Annotated in this window: 15 protein-coding genes; 10 read left to right on the forward strand and 5 right to left on the reverse strand. The window is 69.6% G+C overall.

Annotated elements, in window-relative coordinates; translation table 11 throughout:
* Positions 1-7 precede the first annotated feature (7 nt).
* From M1L60_RS38935 to M1L60_RS38945, 3 genes are read right to left on the reverse strand one after another with little or no spacing between them, the layout of a single operon-like run.
* Positions 8-850: a sugar ABC transporter permease gene (locus M1L60_RS38935; protein WP_253242678.1), complete on the reverse strand. Its 843-nt coding sequence runs from the start codon at positions 848-850 to the stop codon at positions 8-10.
* Complete coding sequence (locus M1L60_RS38940; protein WP_253242597.1) at positions 850-2,439, reverse strand: ABC transporter permease subunit; 1,590 nt, start codon at positions 2,437-2,439, stop codon at positions 850-852. Before M1L60_RS38940 ends, M1L60_RS38935 begins: the two co-directional genes overlap by 1 nt.
* Positions 2,439-3,656, reverse strand: coding sequence for a sugar ABC transporter substrate-binding protein (locus M1L60_RS38945; RefSeq protein WP_253242598.1), 1,218 nt, complete (start codon positions 3,654-3,656; stop codon positions 2,439-2,441). Before M1L60_RS38945 ends, M1L60_RS38940 begins: the two co-directional genes overlap by 1 nt.
* 204 nt (positions 3,657-3,860) lie before the next feature.
* On the opposite strand from M1L60_RS38945, the gene M1L60_RS38950 reads away from it, so the two are divergent.
* Together M1L60_RS38950 and M1L60_RS38955 are read left to right on the forward strand one after the other, a co-directional pair.
* On the forward strand, positions 3,861-4,910 hold the full coding sequence (locus M1L60_RS38950; RefSeq protein WP_253242599.1) for a LacI family DNA-binding transcriptional regulator: 1,050 nt from the start codon (positions 3,861-3,863) through the stop codon (positions 4,908-4,910).
* A 1,527-nt stretch (positions 4,911-6,437) separates the two neighbouring features.
* Entirely contained in the window at positions 6,438-7,217 is a 780-nt protein-coding gene (locus M1L60_RS38955; RefSeq protein WP_253242600.1) for a class I SAM-dependent methyltransferase, read from the forward strand.
* A 269-nt stretch (positions 7,218-7,486) separates the two neighbouring features.
* Here M1L60_RS38955 and M1L60_RS38960 read toward each other — a convergent pair whose 3' ends face one another.
* Together M1L60_RS38960 and M1L60_RS38965 are read right to left on the reverse strand one after the other, a co-directional pair.
* A complete protein-coding gene (locus tag M1L60_RS38960) occupies positions 7,487-8,839 on the reverse strand; it encodes a BNR repeat-containing protein (protein ID WP_253242601.1) in 1,353 nt (450 codons plus the stop codon).
* Positions 8,840-8,848: 9 nt separating this feature from the next.
* Positions 8,849-9,859, reverse strand: coding sequence for a lipid II:glycine glycyltransferase FemX (locus M1L60_RS38965; RefSeq protein ID WP_253242602.1), 1,011 nt, complete (start codon positions 9,857-9,859; stop codon positions 8,849-8,851).
* 179 nt (positions 9,860-10,038) lie between these two features.
* Between M1L60_RS38965 and M1L60_RS38970 the strand changes: the two genes are divergently transcribed.
* Genes M1L60_RS38970 through M1L60_RS39005 form a run of 8 tightly spaced genes read left to right on the forward strand, consistent with a single transcriptional unit; the run spans position 10,039 to position 19,517 of the window.
* Positions 10,039-10,809 carry a polysaccharide deacetylase family protein gene (locus M1L60_RS38970; protein ID WP_253242603.1) on the forward strand — a complete coding sequence of 257 codons (771 nt, stop codon included), beginning with the start codon at positions 10,039-10,041 and terminating at the stop codon, positions 10,807-10,809.
* Positions 10,802-11,941 (forward strand): aminotransferase class I/II-fold pyridoxal phosphate-dependent enzyme, encoded by a 1,140-nt coding sequence (locus M1L60_RS38975; RefSeq protein WP_253242604.1) that lies wholly within the window; start codon positions 10,802-10,804, stop codon positions 11,939-11,941. Before M1L60_RS38970 ends, M1L60_RS38975 begins: the two co-directional genes overlap by 8 nt.
* Before the next feature lie 7 nt (positions 11,942-11,948).
* Entirely contained in the window at positions 11,949-13,262 is a 1,314-nt protein-coding gene (locus M1L60_RS38980; RefSeq protein WP_253242605.1) for a glycosyltransferase family 4 protein, read from the forward strand.
* A 2-nt stretch (positions 13,263-13,264) separates the two neighbouring features.
* A complete protein-coding gene (locus M1L60_RS38985) occupies positions 13,265-14,911 on the forward strand; it encodes a tyrosine-protein kinase domain-containing protein (RefSeq protein WP_253242606.1) in 1,647 nt (548 codons plus the stop codon).
* Positions 14,904-16,190, forward strand: coding sequence for a lipopolysaccharide biosynthesis protein (locus M1L60_RS38990; RefSeq protein WP_253242607.1), 1,287 nt, complete (start codon positions 14,904-14,906; stop codon positions 16,188-16,190). The genes M1L60_RS38985 and M1L60_RS38990 overlap by 8 nt, the downstream gene beginning before the upstream one ends.
* Positions 16,187-17,389 carry an O-antigen ligase family protein gene (locus M1L60_RS38995; RefSeq protein WP_253242608.1) on the forward strand — a complete coding sequence of 401 codons (1,203 nt, stop codon included), beginning with the start codon at positions 16,187-16,189 and terminating at the stop codon, positions 17,387-17,389. Before M1L60_RS38990 ends, M1L60_RS38995 begins: the two co-directional genes overlap by 4 nt.
* Entirely contained in the window at positions 17,386-18,507 is a 1,122-nt protein-coding gene (locus M1L60_RS39000) for a hypothetical protein (protein ID WP_253242609.1), read from the forward strand. The genes M1L60_RS38995 and M1L60_RS39000 overlap by 4 nt, the downstream gene beginning before the upstream one ends.
* Positions 18,504-19,517: a GNAT family N-acetyltransferase gene (locus M1L60_RS39005; protein ID WP_253242610.1), complete on the forward strand. Its 1,014-nt coding sequence runs from the start codon at positions 18,504-18,506 to the stop codon at positions 19,515-19,517. Before M1L60_RS39000 ends, M1L60_RS39005 begins: the two co-directional genes overlap by 4 nt.
* Positions 19,518-19,527: the final 10 nt, after the last annotated feature.

Below are 19,527 nucleotides of genomic sequence, written 5' to 3' on the forward strand. Positions count from 1 at the left end.
CGCCGGATCATCCCTTCACCGCCCCGGCCGTCAGCCCGTCGGTGATGTAGCGCTGCAGCAACTGGAAGACCAGCACGGTCGGGATGGCGGTGAGCAGCGTGCCGGCGCAGAACATGCCGAAGTTGGCGTTGCGCTCCCCCGCGACCAGCCCGTACAGGCCGACCGGCAGCGTCTTGGAGCCGGCGTCGGTCAGGAACACGTTGGCGATCAGGAACTCATTGATGGTGCCGATGAAGGCCAGCAGCGCGGTCACCGCGAGAATCGGGGCGACCAGCGGCAACAGGATGCGGAAGAACACCTGCGCGTGCGAGGCGCCGTCCACCGTGGCCGATTCGTCGAGTTCGCGGGGCAGCGTGTCGAAGAAGCCCTTCATGAGCCACGTGTTCACGCCCAGCGCGCCGCCGAGGTAGAGCAGGATCAGGCCGGACGACGTGTTGAAGCCGATCGCGGGCCACAGGTCGGTCACCGTCGAGAAGATGAGGAAGATCGCGACGATGGCCAGGAACTGCGGGAACATCTGGATCAGCAGCACCGAGAGCAGACCGACGCGGCGGCCGCGGAAACGGCGGCGGCTGAACGCGTACGCGGCCAGGGCCGAGATGAAGACCGAGGCGGCCGAAGACACCGAGGCGATGACGATCGAGTTGAGGAACCAGCCGCCGAACCCGGTGTCCGCGAACAGCCGGCTGAAATTGCCGAACGAGGCGCCGGTCGGCACGAGTTCGCTCGACGACAGGGTGCCCAGCGGGTTGAGCGCCGCCGAGAAGACGAACACGATCGGCACCATCGCAAAGGCCAGGACGAGCACCCCGACCAGATGCCGCCACCCCACCTGCTGAATCCATCGCATCACGCGTGTACCTCCTCCAGGTGACGGGTGCGCCGGAAACTGATCGCCGACACGACGGCCACGATCAGGAAGATGAAAATGGAGATGGCGGCCGCGTAGCCGTACTGCGCTCCCCCACCGCCGAAGGCGATTCGATAGGTGTAGGTGATGAGCAGATCGGTGGCGCCGTTGGCCGGGTTGTCGGCCGGGAAGGGCGCGCCCTCGGTGGTCAGATAGATCGCGTTGAAGTTGTTGAAATTGAACGCGAACGACGAGATGAGCAACGGGGTGAGCGCGACCATCAGCAGCGGCAACGTGATGCGCCGGAAACCGCCCCACGCGCTCGCGCCGTCGATCCGGGACGCCTCGGACAGCTCGCGCGGAATGGCCTGCAGCGCGCCGGTGGCGACCAGGAACATGTACGGATAGCCGAGCCACAACTGCACGAGAATCACCGCGAGCCGGGCCGAGGCGCTGCCCCCGAACCAGTCCACATCGGTGCCGAACAGGTTGTTGATCAGCCCGAAGTCGGTATTGAACATGTCGCGCCAGACCAGCAACATCGCGAACGACGGCATGGCGTAGGGCAATACGAGCAGAACACGATAGGCGGTGCGACCACGCACCCGAGGTGAATGCAACGCCATCGCCAGCAGCAGACCCAACACGAACGTGCCGCCGGTGGAGGCAATGGCGAAACCGAAGTTCCAGATCAGCGTACGGACGAAGGGTCCCGCGACGGCCGAGTCCGTGAGCACCCTCGTGAAGTTGCTGAAGCCGACCGTGACCTTCCAGCCTTGCGCGAGGCGCTCGCCATTGGCGCCGACAAATGCGCCGATGTTCTCGTCGGCGGTCCAGGTCTGGCCGGTGGTCGTGTCGCGGACGCAGTCGCAGCTCTCGTCGTAGGCGCGACCGGCCCGGCCCTCGTACGCCCGGGACAGGCCGGACGACCGGATCGCGCCACCCGGGGTGGGGACGGCCAGGGCGGTGATCTCGGCGCTGCGCAGGCTGGCCTGACCTGCGTTCAGCACTGTGTAACCGGCCGCAGCGGTGACCCGGCCGGCGGCATTGACGGTGACGTCGTCCAGCGCCTTCAGACCGTCGGCGTCACCGGCCGAGACCTGGCGGGTGACCGGATCGGTGACGAGGAAGACCAACGGGCCGGTGCCCGGGTCGCCGGTCGTCGCGACCGTCATCGCGTACTGCTGGGAACCCGGCACCTGCGTGACCGAAGCAGTCTGGATGGCCACGACGGCCTCGTCCTTGCTGCCCCGGTGGCCGTCGCCGAAGTTGGTGAAGGCCGTGCTCGCCGTGTAGAGCACCGGGAAGACCTGGAACAGGATGAGCAGAATCGTGCCCGGAGCCAGGTACTTGAGCGGGATGTGACGCGGGGTCAGATACAGGTAGAGCAGCGCCGCCGTGGTGGCGGCGAGGACGGCCAGGCCGGTCCACTGCTCGTTCTCGATCAGCGGGAAGGCGGCCCAGATCGCGATGGCGACGGTGAGCCCGAGCAGCAGGGCTTTGCTGACGAGGCCCACGATCGATCTGGTCGGCTCGGGCGGAGCCGGGCGGGCCTGCGTGGCAGGCCCGCCGAGCATCGTTGCCGTCATTACTTGATCGCGGAAGAGATGGTCTTACCGGCGGCGGTGATCGTCTGGGCCGGGTCGGCCCCACCGACCACCGCGGCCTCGGCCTTGCCGAACGGGTCCCAGATGGCGGCCATCTCGGGGACGGCGGGCAGCGGCAGACCGTCCTTACCGGCCTGCACGAACTTCTCGAGGTCGGTGTCCTTGGTCTTCACCTGGTCGAACGCGGCGGTCAGGGCCGGCGGGCGGGGCTCGGCCTCATAGAGGGCCACGGCCAGCTCGGGGGTGGTCACGTAGTTGGTGACGAACTCCTGGGCCAGCGCCTTGTTCTTGCCCTTCGAAGCGACGTAGAACGTCTGCACGCCGAGGAACGGACGGGCCGGCTGTCCACCTTGGAAGCCGGGGACGGGGCTGATGTCGTACTTGATGTTCGCTTTCTTGACGTCGGTGATCGCCCACGGGCCGGAGACCAGGAACGCGCACTTCTTGGACGTGAAGGTGGCGATCGAGTTCTCGGGGGTGATCGAGCGCTTGAGCGCCTTGCTGCCCTTCTCGCCGAGCGTGGCGATCTTCCGGAACGCCTGGACCGACTCGGGTTTGCCTACGCCCAGGTCCTTCGGGTCGTAGTCGCCGGTGGCGGTCGTGCCGAAGAGGTAGCCGCCGGCGCTCGAGTACAGCGGGTAAAGGTGGTAGGCGTCGCCGTTCTGGCCGACCTGCAGGCAGAGCTTCTCGGGGGTCTTGGCCGCTTCGACCAGCTCCTCGATGGTGGCCGGGGCCGTCGGGGCCAGGTCGGTGTTACGGATCAGGGCGAGATTCTCCATGGCGTACGGGACCCCGTACGTCTGGCCGTTGAACGTGACCGCCTTGAGCGCGTTGGGGTTGAAGCTGGCGGTCTGGTCGGCCGGCAGCTGCACGGGGTCGATGGCGCCGTTCTGCACCAGATTGCCGATCCAGTCGTGCGCGCCGACCATCACGTCGGGGCCACTGCCCTGCTGGGACGCGGTGACGAAGGTGGTCTGCTGGTCCTTGCTGATGGCCTGCACCTTGACGGTGACGCCGTTCTCGGCGCCGAACTTGTCAGCGAAGGGCTTGAGGGCGGCCGAACGCTTGTCGTCGGCCCAGATGACCAGCTCGCCACCGGCTTTCGGCTCTTTTGAGGTCTGGGTGCCCGGACTGTCGTCGTTGCCGCCGCACCCGGCGAGGGCGAACGTCAGCAGCAGGACGGCGGCTACTTTTCGCATGTCGTCTTCTTTCATAGACAGCAAGCTCACGTCGGGGCGGCTTGCCGAGGATCGCATCGTTGAGTACGAATAAGCGCAGCGTGAAGTGCGGCCGAGGGACATCGACCTGTGTCATGCTTGTTGCGGGACGTTAGCAAGTCCTTGCAATCAATGGAAGAGCTTGCAGGAACTCGCGGGAAACGCTGCACCACTAGAGTTGGCGTCATGCGTGCACGGATGGCCGACATCGCCCGTCAGGCCCAGGTCAGTGAGGCGACGGTCTCGCGTGTCATCAACGACCGCCCGGGGGTGTCCCACGAGACCCGCCAGGCGGTGCTCACCGCGCTCGACGTGCTGGGCTACGAGCGGCCGGAAAGGCTGCGCAAACGCAGCGCCGGGCTGGTCGGGTTGGTCGTGCCTGAACTCGACAACCCGATCTTCCCGGCCTTCGCCCAGGTGATCGAGTCGACGCTGGCCCAGCAGGGGTTCACACCGGTGCTGTGCACCCAGTCGCCGGGCGGCGTCACCGAGGACGAATACGTCGAGATGCTGCTCGACCGCCAGGTCTCGGGAATCATCTTCGTGGCCGGGCTGTCGGCCGACACGACGGCTGATCACGCCCGCTACCAGCGGCTGTTGGACCGGCCGCTGCCGATAGTGCTGATGAACGGGTACGCCGAGGGCATCGAGGCCCCGTTCGTCTCGTGCGACGAGCGGCTGGCCGGTGATCTGGCGGTGACGCATCTGGTCGCGCTGGGTCACAAGAGGATCGGCATGATCTCGGGGCCGAACCGGTTCATCGCGGTGCAGCGCAAGCTGGCCGGCTACCGGCAGGCGATGAAGCGCGAGCTGGGGACCGCCGACGCCCACCTGGACGACTACGTGTCGCTGACCCTGTTCGGCGTCGAAGGCGGCGAGGTGGCGGCCGACAGGCTGCTGGCCATGGGGGCGACGGGGCTGGTGTGCGGCTCGGACCTGATGGCGTTGGGCGCCATCCGAGCGGCCCGGCGGCGCGGATTGTCGGTCCCGGGCGACGTCTCGGTGATCGGGTTCGACGATTCACCGTTGATCGCCTTCACTGATCCGCCACTGACCACCCTGCGCCAGCCGGTCACGGCGATGGCGGTGGCGGCGGTGCGGTCGCTGATGGACGAGATCAACGGGCACGGGGCGCCACACTCGGAGTATCTGTTCCGGCCTGAGCTGGTTGTCCGGGATTCGACTGCTAAGGCCCCCCGCCACCAGGACCGGCCGATCGCCACCCCTGCCGCCTGAAGGAACTTCCTGCAAGTTCTTGCACGATCTGCGAAACCTGCTGCGGCCCTGTCTTCCCCGCGCCTGCTCGCCGCACCGGGCTTGCCGTCGCGCTGCACGACGCCGCCGCTCAGCACTGTCACGCTGGGACGGGGCGTTGCTCAGCTCCCTCGCGCTGGGACGGGGCCGCTCGGCTCCCTCGCGCTGGGACGGGGCCGCTCGGCTCCCTCGCGCTGGGACGGGGCCGCTCGGCTCTCTTGCGCTGGGACGGGCGGGGCCGACGGTGACCATGCTGGGCTGAAAAGCAGCTATGCCCTGCATGGTCACCGTCGGCCCCGCCCTTGCGTGGGGTTCACCTTGCGGTTTCGTGGTGGTCGGCGCTTCTCTGGGTGGTCGGCTGGGCTGGGGGAATCCGTGCGGGTTCGGGGTCTGGCTGCCGCGGTGGGGGCGAAGCCGAGACGGTCTGTCACTCAGGCCGAGCTTCGTGGTGGGGCGCGCGTTCGCACCGTGCCGGTTGCGGTCGGATCGGGTGTATCGGTCCGGCGCTATCAGGCCTCGAGAGGGAGGGGCCGCTGGTTGGCTGATCACTTCTGCGCCGGAGTTGGGTAGCGCTCTTCGGCACGCCCGCGTGGGTCGCGTGCGCTCCCCAGGGCGCCGGCGACCTTCACTCGCGCCTGGCGGCGCCAACCTCTGCCTCGCCAGACGGCAGAACCTTCACCTCCCCCGGCGGTTTTGCGGACCTCATCCCGCCCAGCGGATGAACCCTCGCTACGTCGGCGGCTCCGCCCTCGCCTTGCCGGCCAGCCCTCACCCCGCCCAGCAGCCCAGCCCTGATCCCGCCCAGCAGCCCAGCCCTGATCCCGCCCAGCAGCCCAGCCTCGATCCCGCCCAGCAGCCCAGCCTCGATCCCGTCGACTGCCCCACGCCCTCGTTCCGTCGACTGCCTCGCCCTCGCCTTGCAGGCGGTCCGCCAGGAGACCCGACCTCCGCCCCGCCCAGCGACCCAACCCTCGCTCCACCAGTCGCCCGAAACCTCGCCTCGCTAGCCGGCTCAGCCCTCACTCCGCCAAGCGCCCCTCCGCCCAGCGGCCTGCCTCACCTCCGCAAGACGGCCCGCCCAGCGATTCAGCCTCACCCCACGACATGGCCCGTCCAACAGCCCGCCTCGCCCGGCCCAGCGGCTGCCATCACTGCCCGACACGGCCCGCCCAGCGGCCCACTCTCGCTCGGCCGGGCGGCCCCGCCCTGCCCCGTCAGGAAACCCAAACCTTCGCCCCACCCGACGGCCCAGCTCCCACCCGCCCAGCGGCCCAACCCTGACACCGCCAGGCTGCCCCGCCGCCGCCCCGCCGGGCTGCCGCACCTAGTGGCCCAACCCTCGCCGGCAGACAGTGCCGCCCATACCTCGACAACGGCCCGGTCCTCTGTGGGGGCCCAGCCCTCGGCTTGTTTGGCGCTACGAGCCCTGCCGCTACGAGCCCTGCCGCTACGAGCCCTGCCGCTACGAGCCCTGGTTTGGGTGCGAGTGGGGGCAGTTAGGCTCGCGGGATGACGGGACTTGATCGTTGGGCGGCTGCGGAGGCGGGCGGGGACGGCGTTCGGGAATCCAGTCAGGCTTGGGTGGAGCTTGCTGCTGACTACGAGCGGGGGCGGGCGCGGGAGGACTCTTTGGACCGGCTGGTTGAGTGGCCGGCGGAGCGGGACATGCTCGGAGATGTCAGTGGGCGTTCGATTCTTGACCTGGGCTGTGGCACCGGTGGCAAGTTGGCTGAGCTCGCTCGTGATGGCGCGGTCGCGTCCGCTGGTGTGGACATCGCGGGGAACTTCATCAGTTCTCCGCCGGTCGGTGTCGAGCTGATTCGGGGGGACCTGCTCGATCCGGGGGCGTTGCCGGAGTTGAGTGGGCGCACGTTCGACCGGATCTTGTTCTTGCAGTCGTTCGGCTATGCCGTGGATCCGGTGCGTACCCTGCGATCCGCGCAAGCGATGTTGAAGCCGGACGGGTTCATTCTGCTTACGAGGACTCAGCCCATCCGCTACGCCGTGGAGCGGGCCGAGCAGCACGGGACCACGCTGGGCGAAGAGTACTTTCATCGAGCTGACTACACCTATCGCGCCGGCTGGAACGAGAACATCAAGCTGACTAAGCGCACCTACACGATGTCCGACCTGCTCAACGTGTTCAGCGCGGCCGGGCTGTGGATCGAGAGCGCCAGCGAGCCTCAGCTCACGCCCGAAGCCGCGCGGCGCTACCCGCACAAGCAGGCGTGGATGAACAAGCACCTGGGAATTCTGATCTTCAAGCTGCGTCCCCTCGCCCCGTTCTGAGGCAACCCACAGCTCGCCCTCGGCCGGCCCGGACCAAGCAATGCGCGATCGAAGGGATTGATCGTCCGGTCGAAGTCCATCCACTGCGGGCGCACTCCAGCAGACCAAACAGGATGCAGGCGCCCAGGCGCTCAAATGCTCAAGCGCCGCCATCACGCCGCCGTTCCCTCCTCCGTCGGCAACCGCTGCACCCTCTGTCGGCAACCGCCGATCGCTGCCGGCTGACGCGTGTTCGGCCGAACCGGTAGCGAGGCCTGTTCGAGAGCGGGTCAGCCGGTGGCTGACCAGTCTTGTACGTCTATCTGGCTGCCGCCGTAGCGGGGGGTGAAGATGCTCAGGACGCTTTGGGTGCGTAGGCGTTGGTGGTCGATCAGGGGGTCTGAGTAGTAGATGGCGGGGGACGTGTAGCGGATTGTCCAGTCGGTCCAGTTGGAGGCGCGGGAGGCGGTTTCTATGTGGAGTTTCCTTGTCGCTGAGTCGCCGCTGGCCACGTAGAGGTTGTCGGCTGCGTCCACGGCTATGTCGCCGCGGGAGGAGCGCTCCAGGAAAGGCGTATAGGTCTGGTGCCAGGCCTTGGTGGCCTTGTCGCGCCGGTAGTGGACCAGGACGGCGGTTTCGCGAGCCGCGGTGAAGTTCGTGTTGCTGGGGGCGTTGGCCGGTAGGTGGGAGGCCAGGACGTGCACGTTGCCGGCCGCGTCGACCACCTGGGACTCCTGGTTCATCAGGCCGCGGTTCCGGGCGATGGTCCACACCTTCAGGCCGGCCGAGTTCGAGGGCAGCGGGGTGCTGCCGGTGGTGGCGACCACCGTGCCGGCGTTGTTGCGCCAGGTGCGGCCCTTGTCGCGGCTGTAGGCGTAGTAGAGGTCGTGGTTGGTGCTGGCGTCCGAGGTTTCCCGCACGGTCCAGGTGGCGTGCAAGAGCGAGTTGCTGTCGTATTCGATGCCGAACAAATAGGCGTTGTTGTTGTACGTGGTGCCGTCGATGAATTCGCCTATGTAGGTCCAGGTGGCGGCTCGATATTCGTAGAGCACTTCGTCGCCGGTGCCGCTTACGCCCGTACGGATGGCCAGTTGCAGTGTGCCGTCGGGGTGGGCGAAGAACTGCGGGTACGTGACCACGGCCATGCTCGTGTTCGTCAGGCTGCTCTGCACGGCGCCGAAACCGGCGGCTGTCCACGTCGGTGAGGTGGCGAGTCCGGCTGCTGATTTGCGGTAGCGGAACTGCGACGAATGAGTGTCGAAGGCCAGGTGAATGGTTCCGTCCGCGGGCGCGATGCCGATGCTGATCGTGTTGTGCGAGTCCGTGGAGGTCGTGCGGTAGTCGGTCAGGCGCACATTTGCCCAGGCGCCGGAGGGCAGTTGGCGGCGGGAGACGTTGACGTATCCGGCCTCGTCCCAGAAGGCCGAATACTGCCGGCCGTTGAACGTGGTGATGCCGTCCTGTTGGAAGGATTCGCCGTTCATGTAGCCGGTGTACGTCAGCGCGGTGCGGCCGCTGGTGGTCAGCACTGTGGTGGACATGGCTGTCACCGTCGGCGCGGCGGCGGCCGCCGGGAGGGCCGGCAGGCCGACTGCCACCGTCGTCAGCAGCGCTGCCAGAACCCTCAAAATATTGACAGACATAAATGGATGCTACGCCTTGACGCCGGACAGGCGGGCCGCTGCTTTCTGCTTGAGGGTGAAGCCCTGCTTGGCCGCGTCGCGCAGGGTGGCCACCAGCGGGGATCGGGAGCGCCGGGCCCACGGCACGGGGACCTCGGTGGTTCCGTATTTGGACTTGTACGCGTTGCCGCCGACGAAGTCGAACTCGGTGACGCCGCGGGCCCGGGCCCAGCGCATCGCGTGCCAGATGAGGGCCTCGTTGGGGCGCAGGTGCTGGTGGTCGCGATAGCTGGCGCCGCCCCAGAAGTACATTGTGCGGTGATACCACGGCAGGACGGCGGTGGCTATGCAGCGGCCCTCAGAGTCCCGGGCCCGCAGCAGCAGCAACTGACCCGCCGGTTCGATGTGGCGGACGAGCGTGCGGACCCGCTCGATCGAATAGGTGGGGACCAGGTTCTGTTTGGCGAAAACGTCGCGTAACTGATCGTAGAAATCGTCGGCGAATGTCGGATCGGCGACAACCTCCTCGATGGTCACTCCGCTCTTCGTGGCTTTACGGATATTGCGACGACAGGCGCTCGCCATCGCGCCGAACAGCTGGTCCTCGGGCGGGGTCAGGTCGATCACCGCGGTGGGCGCGTCGGACCAGCGCAGGCCCAGGCCGCCCAGGTCGGCGGGAGTGAGGGCGCGGTCCCGGATCTCGAGGTGGGCGCAGCCCAGTTCCTTGAAGGCGAACGGCATCAGCGCCTCCAGCGCGGCCCGGCGCGACACCCCGGGCTCGAGCAGGAAACCGACGTACGACGTGGTCCAGCCGGCCATGGGACTGCCGAGTATCCGCAGGCCGAAGCGCCTGGTGACCAGGCCCGTGAAGTGGCCGACGGTGCGGTCGCCGTCGGCCACCCGGGCCAGGACGGGCTCGGCGTGCTGGGCCTCGGCCACGAAGCGCAGCCAGGGCTCGGTGTGGAAGATCAGGCGGTCGTCGAAGGTGGCGCGCTCGGCCCAGAGGTCGGCCGTCGGCTCCACCCGGTGCAGTCGCAGCATGCGCCATCCCCTCACGAACCGGGCACCGGAAAGGCGATGATGCGCCGCCCGGAACGCATTCCGCAAGGGCCCGGAATTCGATGTGAAGATGTTTCACGTACCCGATGACAATTGCTACTGATGTCACCCGCCCCCGCTTTGTCAGTGTCGATAGGCCGACCGCGACCCGGAGGGTGCCCATGCCGTCCCCGACTCTGATCAGGAAGCGCCTGAACGAGCTGGAGCTGCGCAGCCGGCTCCGCGCCCGCCCTCGCGTCCAGGGCCGGATCCTGGCCCCGGCCGGCGCTTTCCGCCGTTTGCCGAGCGCGCCGGGGTTGTTCTTCCCCTTCTATCACGACGTGCTTCCCGAGTACGCCGCCGACCTGCGCCGCCACCTGCTGACCTTCCGCCGGCACGGGCAGCTGGTGTCCTGGGCCGACGCGCTCGACATCCTGGCCGGGCGGCAATCGTTGCCCGGTCCGGTGTTCTGCCTGTCCTTCGACGACGGGCACGCGAGCTGGCGCGACGTGGTCGGGCCGGTGCTGCGCGAGCTGGGCGTGCCCGCGATGTTCTTCGTGACCACCGACCTGATCGGGCGACCCGGCAACCTCACCTGGGACGACTGCCGGGCGATGGCCGCGGCCGGCTTCGACTTCGGCTCGCACACGGTGACCCATCAGCGGCTGGCCGACCAGGACGACGACGAGGCGATGCGCGAACTGGTCGACTCCAGGAACCGGCTCGAGGCCGAGCTCGGCCTCGACGTGCGGGACTTCGCGGCCCCGTACGGGCATCCGGCCGTCGACTACGGCGAGCGCGACGTCGCGATCGCCCGGGCCGCCGGCTACCGCAGCTTCGCCAGCACCCTGCGCCCGGCGATGCAGCCCGGCGACCACCCGATGGCCATCAACCGGCAGGGCCTGCACCCGGCGTGGCCGTTGTGGGCGGTAAGGACGCGCGTTCATGACTGAGACCCGCATCTGGCTGTCGCCACCGGACGTCGGCGAGCTCGAGCGCAAGCTGCTGCTCGAGGCGTTCGACTCGAACTGGGTGGCGCCCGTCGGCCCCGACCTCGACGCGTTCGAGCAGCAGGTGGCCGAGATCGTCGGCGTCCGCCACGCGGTCGCCCTCAGCAGCGGCACGGCCGCCCTGCACCTGGCCCTGGTCGCGGCCGGGGTGCGGCAGGGCGACACCGTGCTCGTGCCGTCGTTCACCTTTGCTGCCACTGCCAACGCCGTGATGTATCTGGGCGCGCGGCCGGTCTTCCTCGACAGCACCACCGAGAGCTGGAACGTCGACCCGGCTCTGGTCACCGAGGAGCTCAGGCGGCGCTGCGCCAAGGGCCGGCCGCCGCGCGCGGTCATCGCGGTCGACATGTACGGGCAGTGCGCCGACTACGAGCCGCTGGTCGACGCGTGCGACCGCTACGGGGTCGCGCTCATCGAGGACGCGGCCGAGGCGCTCGGAGCCACGTATCGCGGACAGCCGGCCGGGTCGTTCGGGCTGGCCGGCGTCCTGTCGTTCAACGGCAACAAGATCATCACCACCGGGGGCGGCGGCATGCTCGTCACCGGCGACGACAGCGTGGCCCGCAAGGCCCGGCACCTGGCGACGCAGGCCCGCGAGCCGTTCCCGCACTACGAGCACCGCGCGGTCGGCTACAACTACCGCCTCAGCAACCTGCTGGCCGCGGTCGGCCGGGGTCAGCTGCAGCGGCTCGACTCGATGATCGCCGCGCGCCGCGAGACCGGCCGTTACTACCGGGCGGCGCTGGGCGACCTGCCCGGCGTGACCTTCATGCCGATCGCCGGCTACGGCACGGCCAACGGGTGGCTGACCTGTCTGCTGATCGACGCCGAGCGGTTCGGCGCGAGCCGCGACCAGGTGCTCGCACGGCTGGCCGCCGACGAGATCGAGGCCCGGCCGACCTGGAAGCCGATGCATCTGCAGCCGGTCTTCCGCGACTGCGTGATGCGCGGGGGCGACGTGTGCGCCGGCCTTTTCGAGCGCGGGCTGTGCCTGCCCAGCGGATCCGCGCTGACCGAGCACGACCGGGAACGCGTCGTGGCCGCCGTGCGCGCGGTCGCCGGGACGAAGGGGTAGCCACGGCATGCACATCGTCTACATCCACCAGTACTACTGCAACCCGGGCATGGCGGGCGGGATCCGGTCGTACGAGCAGGCCCGGCGCCTGGTCGAGCGGGGACACACGGTCGACGTCATCACGACCGACATCACCGGCAGCCACGGCAAGCTCGGCTGGCGGCAGACAGTCGACGACGGCGTACGCGTGCACTGGTTCTCGATCCCCTACAACAACTCGATGTCGTACGCGCGCCGGATCCGCGCGTTCGCCCAGTTCATGGTCGTGGCGACGACGAAGGCGGCCTCGCTGAAGGCCGACCTGGTCTTCGCCACGAGCACGCCGCTGACCGTGGCCGTCCCGGGCGTGCTCGCGGCCAAGGTGCGCCGGGTGCCGTTCGTGTTCGAGGTGCGCGATCTGTGGCCCGAGGTGCCGATCAAGATGGGCGCGCTGCGCAACCCGGTGCTGCGGGGCGCGGCCGGGGCACTGGCCAACTTCGCCTACCGCAACGCGAAAGAGGTCGTGGCCCTCTCCCCCGGCATGGCGGCCGGGGTGGTCGCCCGCCGGCCGTCGACGCGGACGACAGTAATCCCGAACGCGGCCGACATGGCGATGTTCGAGGTGGCGCCCGAGGCTGTGCAGGCGTTCCGGGACAAGCACGAGTGGCTGGGTGACCGGCCGTTGATCGTCTACACGGGAGCGCTCGGGGCGGTCAACGGCGTCGAATATCTCGTGCGGGCGGCTCGGCGGATGCGCGAGCTCGACCCCGACATCCGGGTGCTCATCGTGGGGCACGGCAAGGAGTGGGAGCCGACGAAACAGCTCGCGGCCGAACTCGGAGTGCTCGACGACACCGTACGCATGTGGGAGAAGGTGCCGAAGGCCGAGCTGCCGGTGATTCTGGGCGCGGCGACCATGTCGACCAGTTTCGTGCGCCCGATCCGCGCGCTGTGGGACAACTCGGCCAACAAGTTCTTCGACGCTCTCGCCGCGAGCCGGCCCATCGCCATCAACTACGGCGGCTGGCAGGCCGACCTGCTCGACCGGACCGGCGCCGGGCTGGTGCTCGACCCGACCGACACCGACGCCGCGGCCGAGCTGTTCGTCAAGCACTGCCGGGACGAGTCCTGGCTGGCCCGGGCCCGCGTCGCCGCCCACACCCTCGCCGTCGAGCAGTTCTCCCGCGACCTCCTGTTCGACCGGTTCGCCGAGGTCCTCGACCGCGCAGCGGCCACGAACAAACGCGCCACCGCCACGAAAAGCGCGAACAACGGCGGCGCCAGAAGCGACCGGCCCGCCGCCGAGACCACCGCCACTGCCGGCGTCGAGAGCAGGAGTTGAGCGTGGAACTGCGCGAATACGTCCGGGCGGCCCGGCGCCGATGGCTCTGGCTCCTCGTGCCGGTGCTGCTGGTCGCGGGGGCGGCGGCCGGCCTGTCGCTGACCCGCGAGCCGGCGTACCGGTCCTCGATGATCCTGTTCGTCACCACCGGATCGGGCGACCCGGACGCCAAAGCGAGCCGGCTCAACTCGTACATCGCGCTGCTCACCGGCCCCCGGGTGGCGCAGAACGTGGCGGCCAAGCTGGGTGAGCCGGCCGCCGCCGACCAGGTCCGCGAGAGCCTGTCGGCCGAGGTTCAGGCGGGCACCGACCTGCTGGTCGTCACGGCCAAGGATCCGTCGTCCGAGCGCAGCCGGGCGATGGTCACGAACGCCACGTCGGCCCTGGTCGCGCTGGCCAAGAAGCTCGACCCGCCGGCCGCCGCGGGCGACGGGCCACCCCCGCAGATCACCGTCGCTCAAGAGGCGGTGACGGTCCAGGAACCGGGCACGCTCGTACGGGACGTGGGCTTCTCCAGCGTGCTCGGGCTGTTGCTGGGCGCGGTCGCGGTAGCTGTCCGGGAGGCGACCCGCAAGACGGTCGGCGAGGAGGACGACCTGCGCCGGCTAGGGATCGGCACGGTGGGCGTCATCTCGCTGAACGGCCGCTGGGCGCGGTCGGGACAGGCCGACTCGGCGCTGGCCGAGGCGTTCCGCCGGGTCCGCAGCCTGCTGCCCGAAATTCCGCGGACGGGCAACGCCCGCGGTACGGCCCTGATGCTCACCGCGGCCAACCCCAAGGAGGGCACGACCGCGGTCGCCTGCGGGCTGGCCATCGCGATCGCCGAGACCGGCGCCCGGGTGCTGCTCGTCGACGCCAACCTGCGCTCACCGGGAGTGGGCCGCTACCTGGCCATGGACGGCGGTCCCGGGCTGGCCGACGTGCTGACCGGGCAAGCCCGGGTCAGCGACGTGCTACGCGACCCGCTGGACGGGCGGCTGACCGTGCTCCCACCCGGCGAGAAACGGTTCGACCCAGGTCAGGTGCTCGCTTCGCCCACGCTGGCCGCGACCATGAGCGAATTGACCGCACGTTTTGACGTCGTGCTGGTCGACGCGCCGCCGCTGCACGGGGTGGCCGACGCCGCCGTATTGGGCAAGGTGACCGACGGCGCGCTGCTGGTGGTGCGGGCCAACCGGACCCGGACAGCCGACGTGCAACGCTCAACCGACCTGCTGGAGCGGATCGGCACGCGGCTCGTCGCGGCCGTCCTCAACGCGCTGCCCCGCCGGCTGCCCGACGAGCCGGCCCCGCCGCAGCCGCCCCGGCCCGCCCCGCTCGACAACGACAGCCTGGTCACCACCCTGCTCGGCCGGCGCGAGGAACCCGACGAGGCGCCGTCGCCCCCGGCCAATCCGGTCAGCGGCCGGGCGATGGTCAAGCATCGCAAGCCGGTAGCGGACGACTTCAAGCCCCGGCCTGCGGACGACAGCACGACCACGCAGCGGATCGCCTTCGTCCCCGCGGACGGGGTCACCACCCAGAGGATCAAGCCGGTCAACGGCAGCGACGTCCTCCAGGGAGAGGCCCGCGTGACAGCGAAGCCGGACAAGCCGGCGAAGGACGAGGACGCGACCGAGAAGCTCGATAAGCAGGACGAGGATGAGTGAGCTCCAGGCCGAGCGCCCGGCCACCGAGGTCGTCGCCGAGCGGCGTCCCGGCCCGGTCGCCTGGCTCGGTGGGCAGCTGCGCGAGTCGTACGTGCAGCTCTTCGCCTCGCAGCTGCTGACCGGGGGCGTGGCCTTCGTGGCCAACATCCTGATGGTCCGGGCCCTCGCCCCCGCGCACCGCGGCGAGGTCGCGCTCATGCTGCAGGTGGTCTATCTGTCCACGCAGTTCATGCTGCTGGGCACCGAACGCAGCTTCGTCGCCGGCTATCACGAGATCCGCCCGGCCGCGGCCGTCAAGGCGTACGCCAAGCTCTTGATCATTCCTTGTACGGCCGGGGTCGCCCTGGCCATCGGCTACGAGATCCTCGCGCCCGCCCGGTACAACCCGGGGCTGCTGGTCATCGGGCTGATCACGCTCTACACGCTGGTCGAGGTGGCCGGGCTGGCGACCCGGTCGATCGCGATCGCGGCCGGGCGGGTCGGCGACTTCCTGATCGCCCGGGTCGCCGAGGCGCTGCTGCTGCTCGGCCTGCTGGTCGTGCTCTACCTGGCCGACACGACGACCCCGGCGCTGTGGATCGTCGCCTACCTGATCGCCGGCCTGCTGCCGACGGCCGTCTACGTCGTCGTCTGGCTGCGTCGCCCGGCGCCCGACGGGCCCGGCCTCCCCGACCGCAACCGCCTCGTACGCCGGGAAGGTCTGGCCCTTTTCCCGGCCGCCATCTCGAACATGGCGATGCTGCGGACCGACCGCCTGGCCCTGCCCGCGCTGGCCTCGACGTCGGCCCTCGGCCTCTATGCCGCCGTGGCCACGATGACCGAGCTGCTGGCCTGGCCGATCCGGGCCTACGCCGACTCGCGGCTCGGCAAGTGGCGTCAGGCTCATCAGAACGGTGGCCTGCCGACCCGCCCGATCCTGCTCGCGGTCGGCCTGTACTGCCTGGTCGTGGCCCCGATCGCCGCGGGTGCGCTCTATCTGCTGATCGTGCCGGTGTTCGGTCAGGACTACGCCGCGGCCAAGGCGGTCGTGGTGCCGCTGGTCGCCGCGGCCGGGCTCTACGCGCTCTCGCGGGTCGTGCTGGGCCTGCTCATCGCCAAGGGCCACGGCAGTCTGGTCTCGGCGGCCGAGATCACCGGCTTCGTGGTCAGCTTCGTCGCGTACCTCTCGCTCATCCCGCCCTTCGGCATCCTGGGCGCCGCCTACGGTTCGCTCATCGGCTACGGCTCGTGCCTGCTGTTCGCGCTCGTGGCCAACCGGGTGACGGGTGACCGGCCATGACCTGGCTGCGCACCCCGCGGGTCTTCCTGGCGCCCGGCCTGATCCTGATCCTGGTCGCGATCGGCGGGCGGTACACGCTCGACCGGGCCGGCTACACCGACCTGGCCTGGGTCGACCTGCGCGTGGTGGGCCTGCTGATCGCGCTGGCCGTGCTCGTGGTGGACATCGCCCGCCGCCCTCGCCGCGAAACCGCGGAAAGACGCGAGGGCTGGCTCGTCGCCACGATGCTGTTCTTCCTGTTCCAGATCGCGTCGGGGCTGTGGGCGCCGGCGGCCTCGCGGGTCGGGCCGCAGACGCTCGACCTCGTGCTGATGGGCGCCCTGGTCGTCGCTTTCTATCTCTACGCCCTGGGTGATCCCGACGCGGTCGTGCGTACGGCGTTCCTGCTGTTCTACGTGGCCGCGATCGTCTTCGCGCTGGCCGCGCTGTTCATCAACGGGCCGGGCGAGCAGGGCCGGTACTCGGCGTTCGGCGGCGGACCCAACGTCTTCGTCCGCATCGAGGTGCTCGGCATCATCAGCGCGGTGGCGCTGGCCCTGTTCATCCGCCGCCTGTGGCCGCTGCTGGCGACTCCGCTGTTCGGCCTGGCCGCCGTGCTCTCCGGGTCGCGGGCCGGCCTGCTCGCCGGGGCCGCCGTGGGCGCCTTCGCGCTGTTCAAGATCCGGCGCAAGCTGCACCCGGGGGCCGTCGCGGGCGCGCTCGCCTTCGTCACCGTCGCGGTCATCGCGATCTGGGCGTTCGCGCCGCCCGCGTTCACCAACCTGTTCCAGGAGCGCTTCGTCGAGCAGACCGTGCAGGACCGCTACCTCTCCGACCGCACCGACATCTGGGCCGCGGCCTGGCAGCTCGCAGTCGACCATCCGCTGGCGGGGGCCGGGCTCGACGGCTTCTACGGGCTGGTCGGCGTGAACCAGTTCGTCGAGTACCCGCACAACTACGTGCTCGGGGTGGCGGCCGAGGGCGGCCTGATCGGCATCGGGCTGCTGAGCGCGGCCGTGTTGTTGTGGGCGACGACCGTACGCGGGGGTGGCCATCGGCCGCAGTTGACCGGGCTGGCCGTGGCGGCTGCCGTCTTCGTGGGGCTGAGCAGCCTGTTCTCCGGCGACTACTACGACTCGCGGCTGGCCTGGATCTTCATGGCGATGGCGGCGGCCGCGGCCACCGTGCCGGCCCGGGTGCTCGAGGAGGTGCCGGCATGAGTGTGACGAGGCGGGCGCTGCTGGTGGCGGCGCTCGGATCGGTCGCCGCCTGCACCACACCGAAGGAGGACTCGACCGCGGCCCTCAGTCCGCTGCCGGCTGAACCCGACACCAAGGTGACGGCGGCCGAGCTGAAGTCGGTCAGTCACTGGGCCGGCGTGTATCTGCGCGGCTGGGACTACACGGCCCGGGTCGGGCTGCCGCTGAGCCGGTCGGCCGACAGCTGGGATCACTACGAGGTGTCGTACACCGTGGATGCTTCGGTGGCGATGTTCCGGGCCACCGGCGAACGGCGTTACCTCGACCGGTCGCTGCAATTCGTCGAGAACGTGGTGGGCTCGGCGCGCTCGATGCGCGGCGGCTACCTGGGCTGGACGTCGGCCCAGGAGGACGGCGACGAGGTGCCGCTGTACGAGAGCTACTTCTGGCGGTACGGGACGGGCCTGCTCGTCGCGATGCGCGAGAACGCGGCCGTGTACGGCGATCCGGCCTACCGGGCCCGCTACGACCGCCTGGTGTCGTTCGCCGAGAAGCACATCTTCGAGAAGTGGTACTCGCGCGGCTCCGACGACACGATCTATCGGGAACGCACTCACATGACCGCGCACTGGGCGCTCATCGCGCTCAACCTGTCGCGGGTCACCGCGGACGCCGGCCGCAAGCAGCGCTATCTGAGCGTCGTGGCCGACGTCGACCAGCACGTGCCGGGGCAGAGCGGAGGACTGCGCCAGCAGATGCGCCGTCACCCGGTCGAGCCGACTGCGTACTTCTGGAGTGACCGGTGGGGCTCGGCGGAGCGGCCGGGCCAGGACGTCAGCCATGGCAACGGCGTCATGGCGTACGTGGTGGAGGCCCGCGACCGCGGCACCACCTGGACCCAGGCCGACCTGGCGGCCTTCTCGAGCCTGCTGACCCGGGTCGTGTGGCCGGGCGGCACCACCTACAAGGCCTATGTGGACGGCAGCGGCGCCGACAACGGCTGGTTCTCGGACGGCTTCGTCAAGCTCGGCCGCTCGAGCCCCGGCGTCCAGCAGCGGCTGGAGAGCCACCGCGTCGTCAACGACCAGTTCGCCGCCAACATGGCGCTCAATGCCCGCTTGTTAGGAGCCAGGAAATGACCGCAGCGCTCGTGGGACCGGCGGCCCGGGAATGGAAGGAGGCCCTGCACCGCGCCCGGCACGACACCTATCATCTGCCCGGTTACGTGACGCTGGACGCGGCGCTGTGCTCCGGCACGCCGGCCGCCTTCTGGTATTCCGACGGCAACCGCCAACTGCTCCTGCCCCTCATCCTGCGCGAGATCCCCGGCACGGGGCTGAGAGACGCCCTTTCCCCGTACGGCTATCCGGGGCCCATCAGCGATGCCATGCCGGGCGACCGCGACTTCTGGGAACGCGCCTGCGCGGCCATGCTCGAGACGCTGCGGGACGAGGGCATCGTCACCGCGTTCATCCGCATGCACCCGCTGCTGCCCGCGCCGCTGTCGCTGCTCGGCCGGTTCGGCACGATGGTGCACCACGGCGAGACCGTCTCGATGGACCTGACGATCAGCCTCGACGACATGTGGAAACAGACGCGCAGCGACCACCGCAACCACATCAACCGGGCCCGGCGGGCCGGCACCGAGGTCGTGTTCGACGACTGGGACCGGCTCGACGAGTGGGTCGAGGTCTACCACGACAACATGCGGCGGGTCGGGGCCAGCGACTACTACTTCTTCAGCCGCGAACACCTGGCCGCCGTGCACGACGTGATGGGCGACCGCATGCACCTGGCCGTCGCGCTCGAGGACGGCGAAGTGGTCGGGGGCAACACATTCTTCGAACACCACGGCATCGCCACCGGGTACGTCTCGTCGACCCGGCGGGCGCCCAAGCGGTACGCCGACGAGCTGCTCTACGACGAGGTGCGGCGCTGGTGCAAGGCACGCGGCGACACCGTCTTCCACCTCGGCGGAGGCAAGGGGGGCGAGCAGGACTCGCTGTTCTCGTACAAGGCCGGCTTCTCGCCGCGGCGGCATCCGTTCCACACCTGGCGCGTGGTGAGCGACCGGATGGCGTACGAGGACCTGGTCTCCGCCACCGGCCGTCAACCCGACGAGTCCGGCACCTTCCCGCCCTACCGTTAGGAGCAACGCC

This window comes from Paractinoplanes aksuensis, from assembly GCF_024137025.1.
GTDB lineage: Bacteria > Actinomycetota > Actinomycetes > Mycobacteriales > Micromonosporaceae > Actinoplanes > Actinoplanes aksuensis.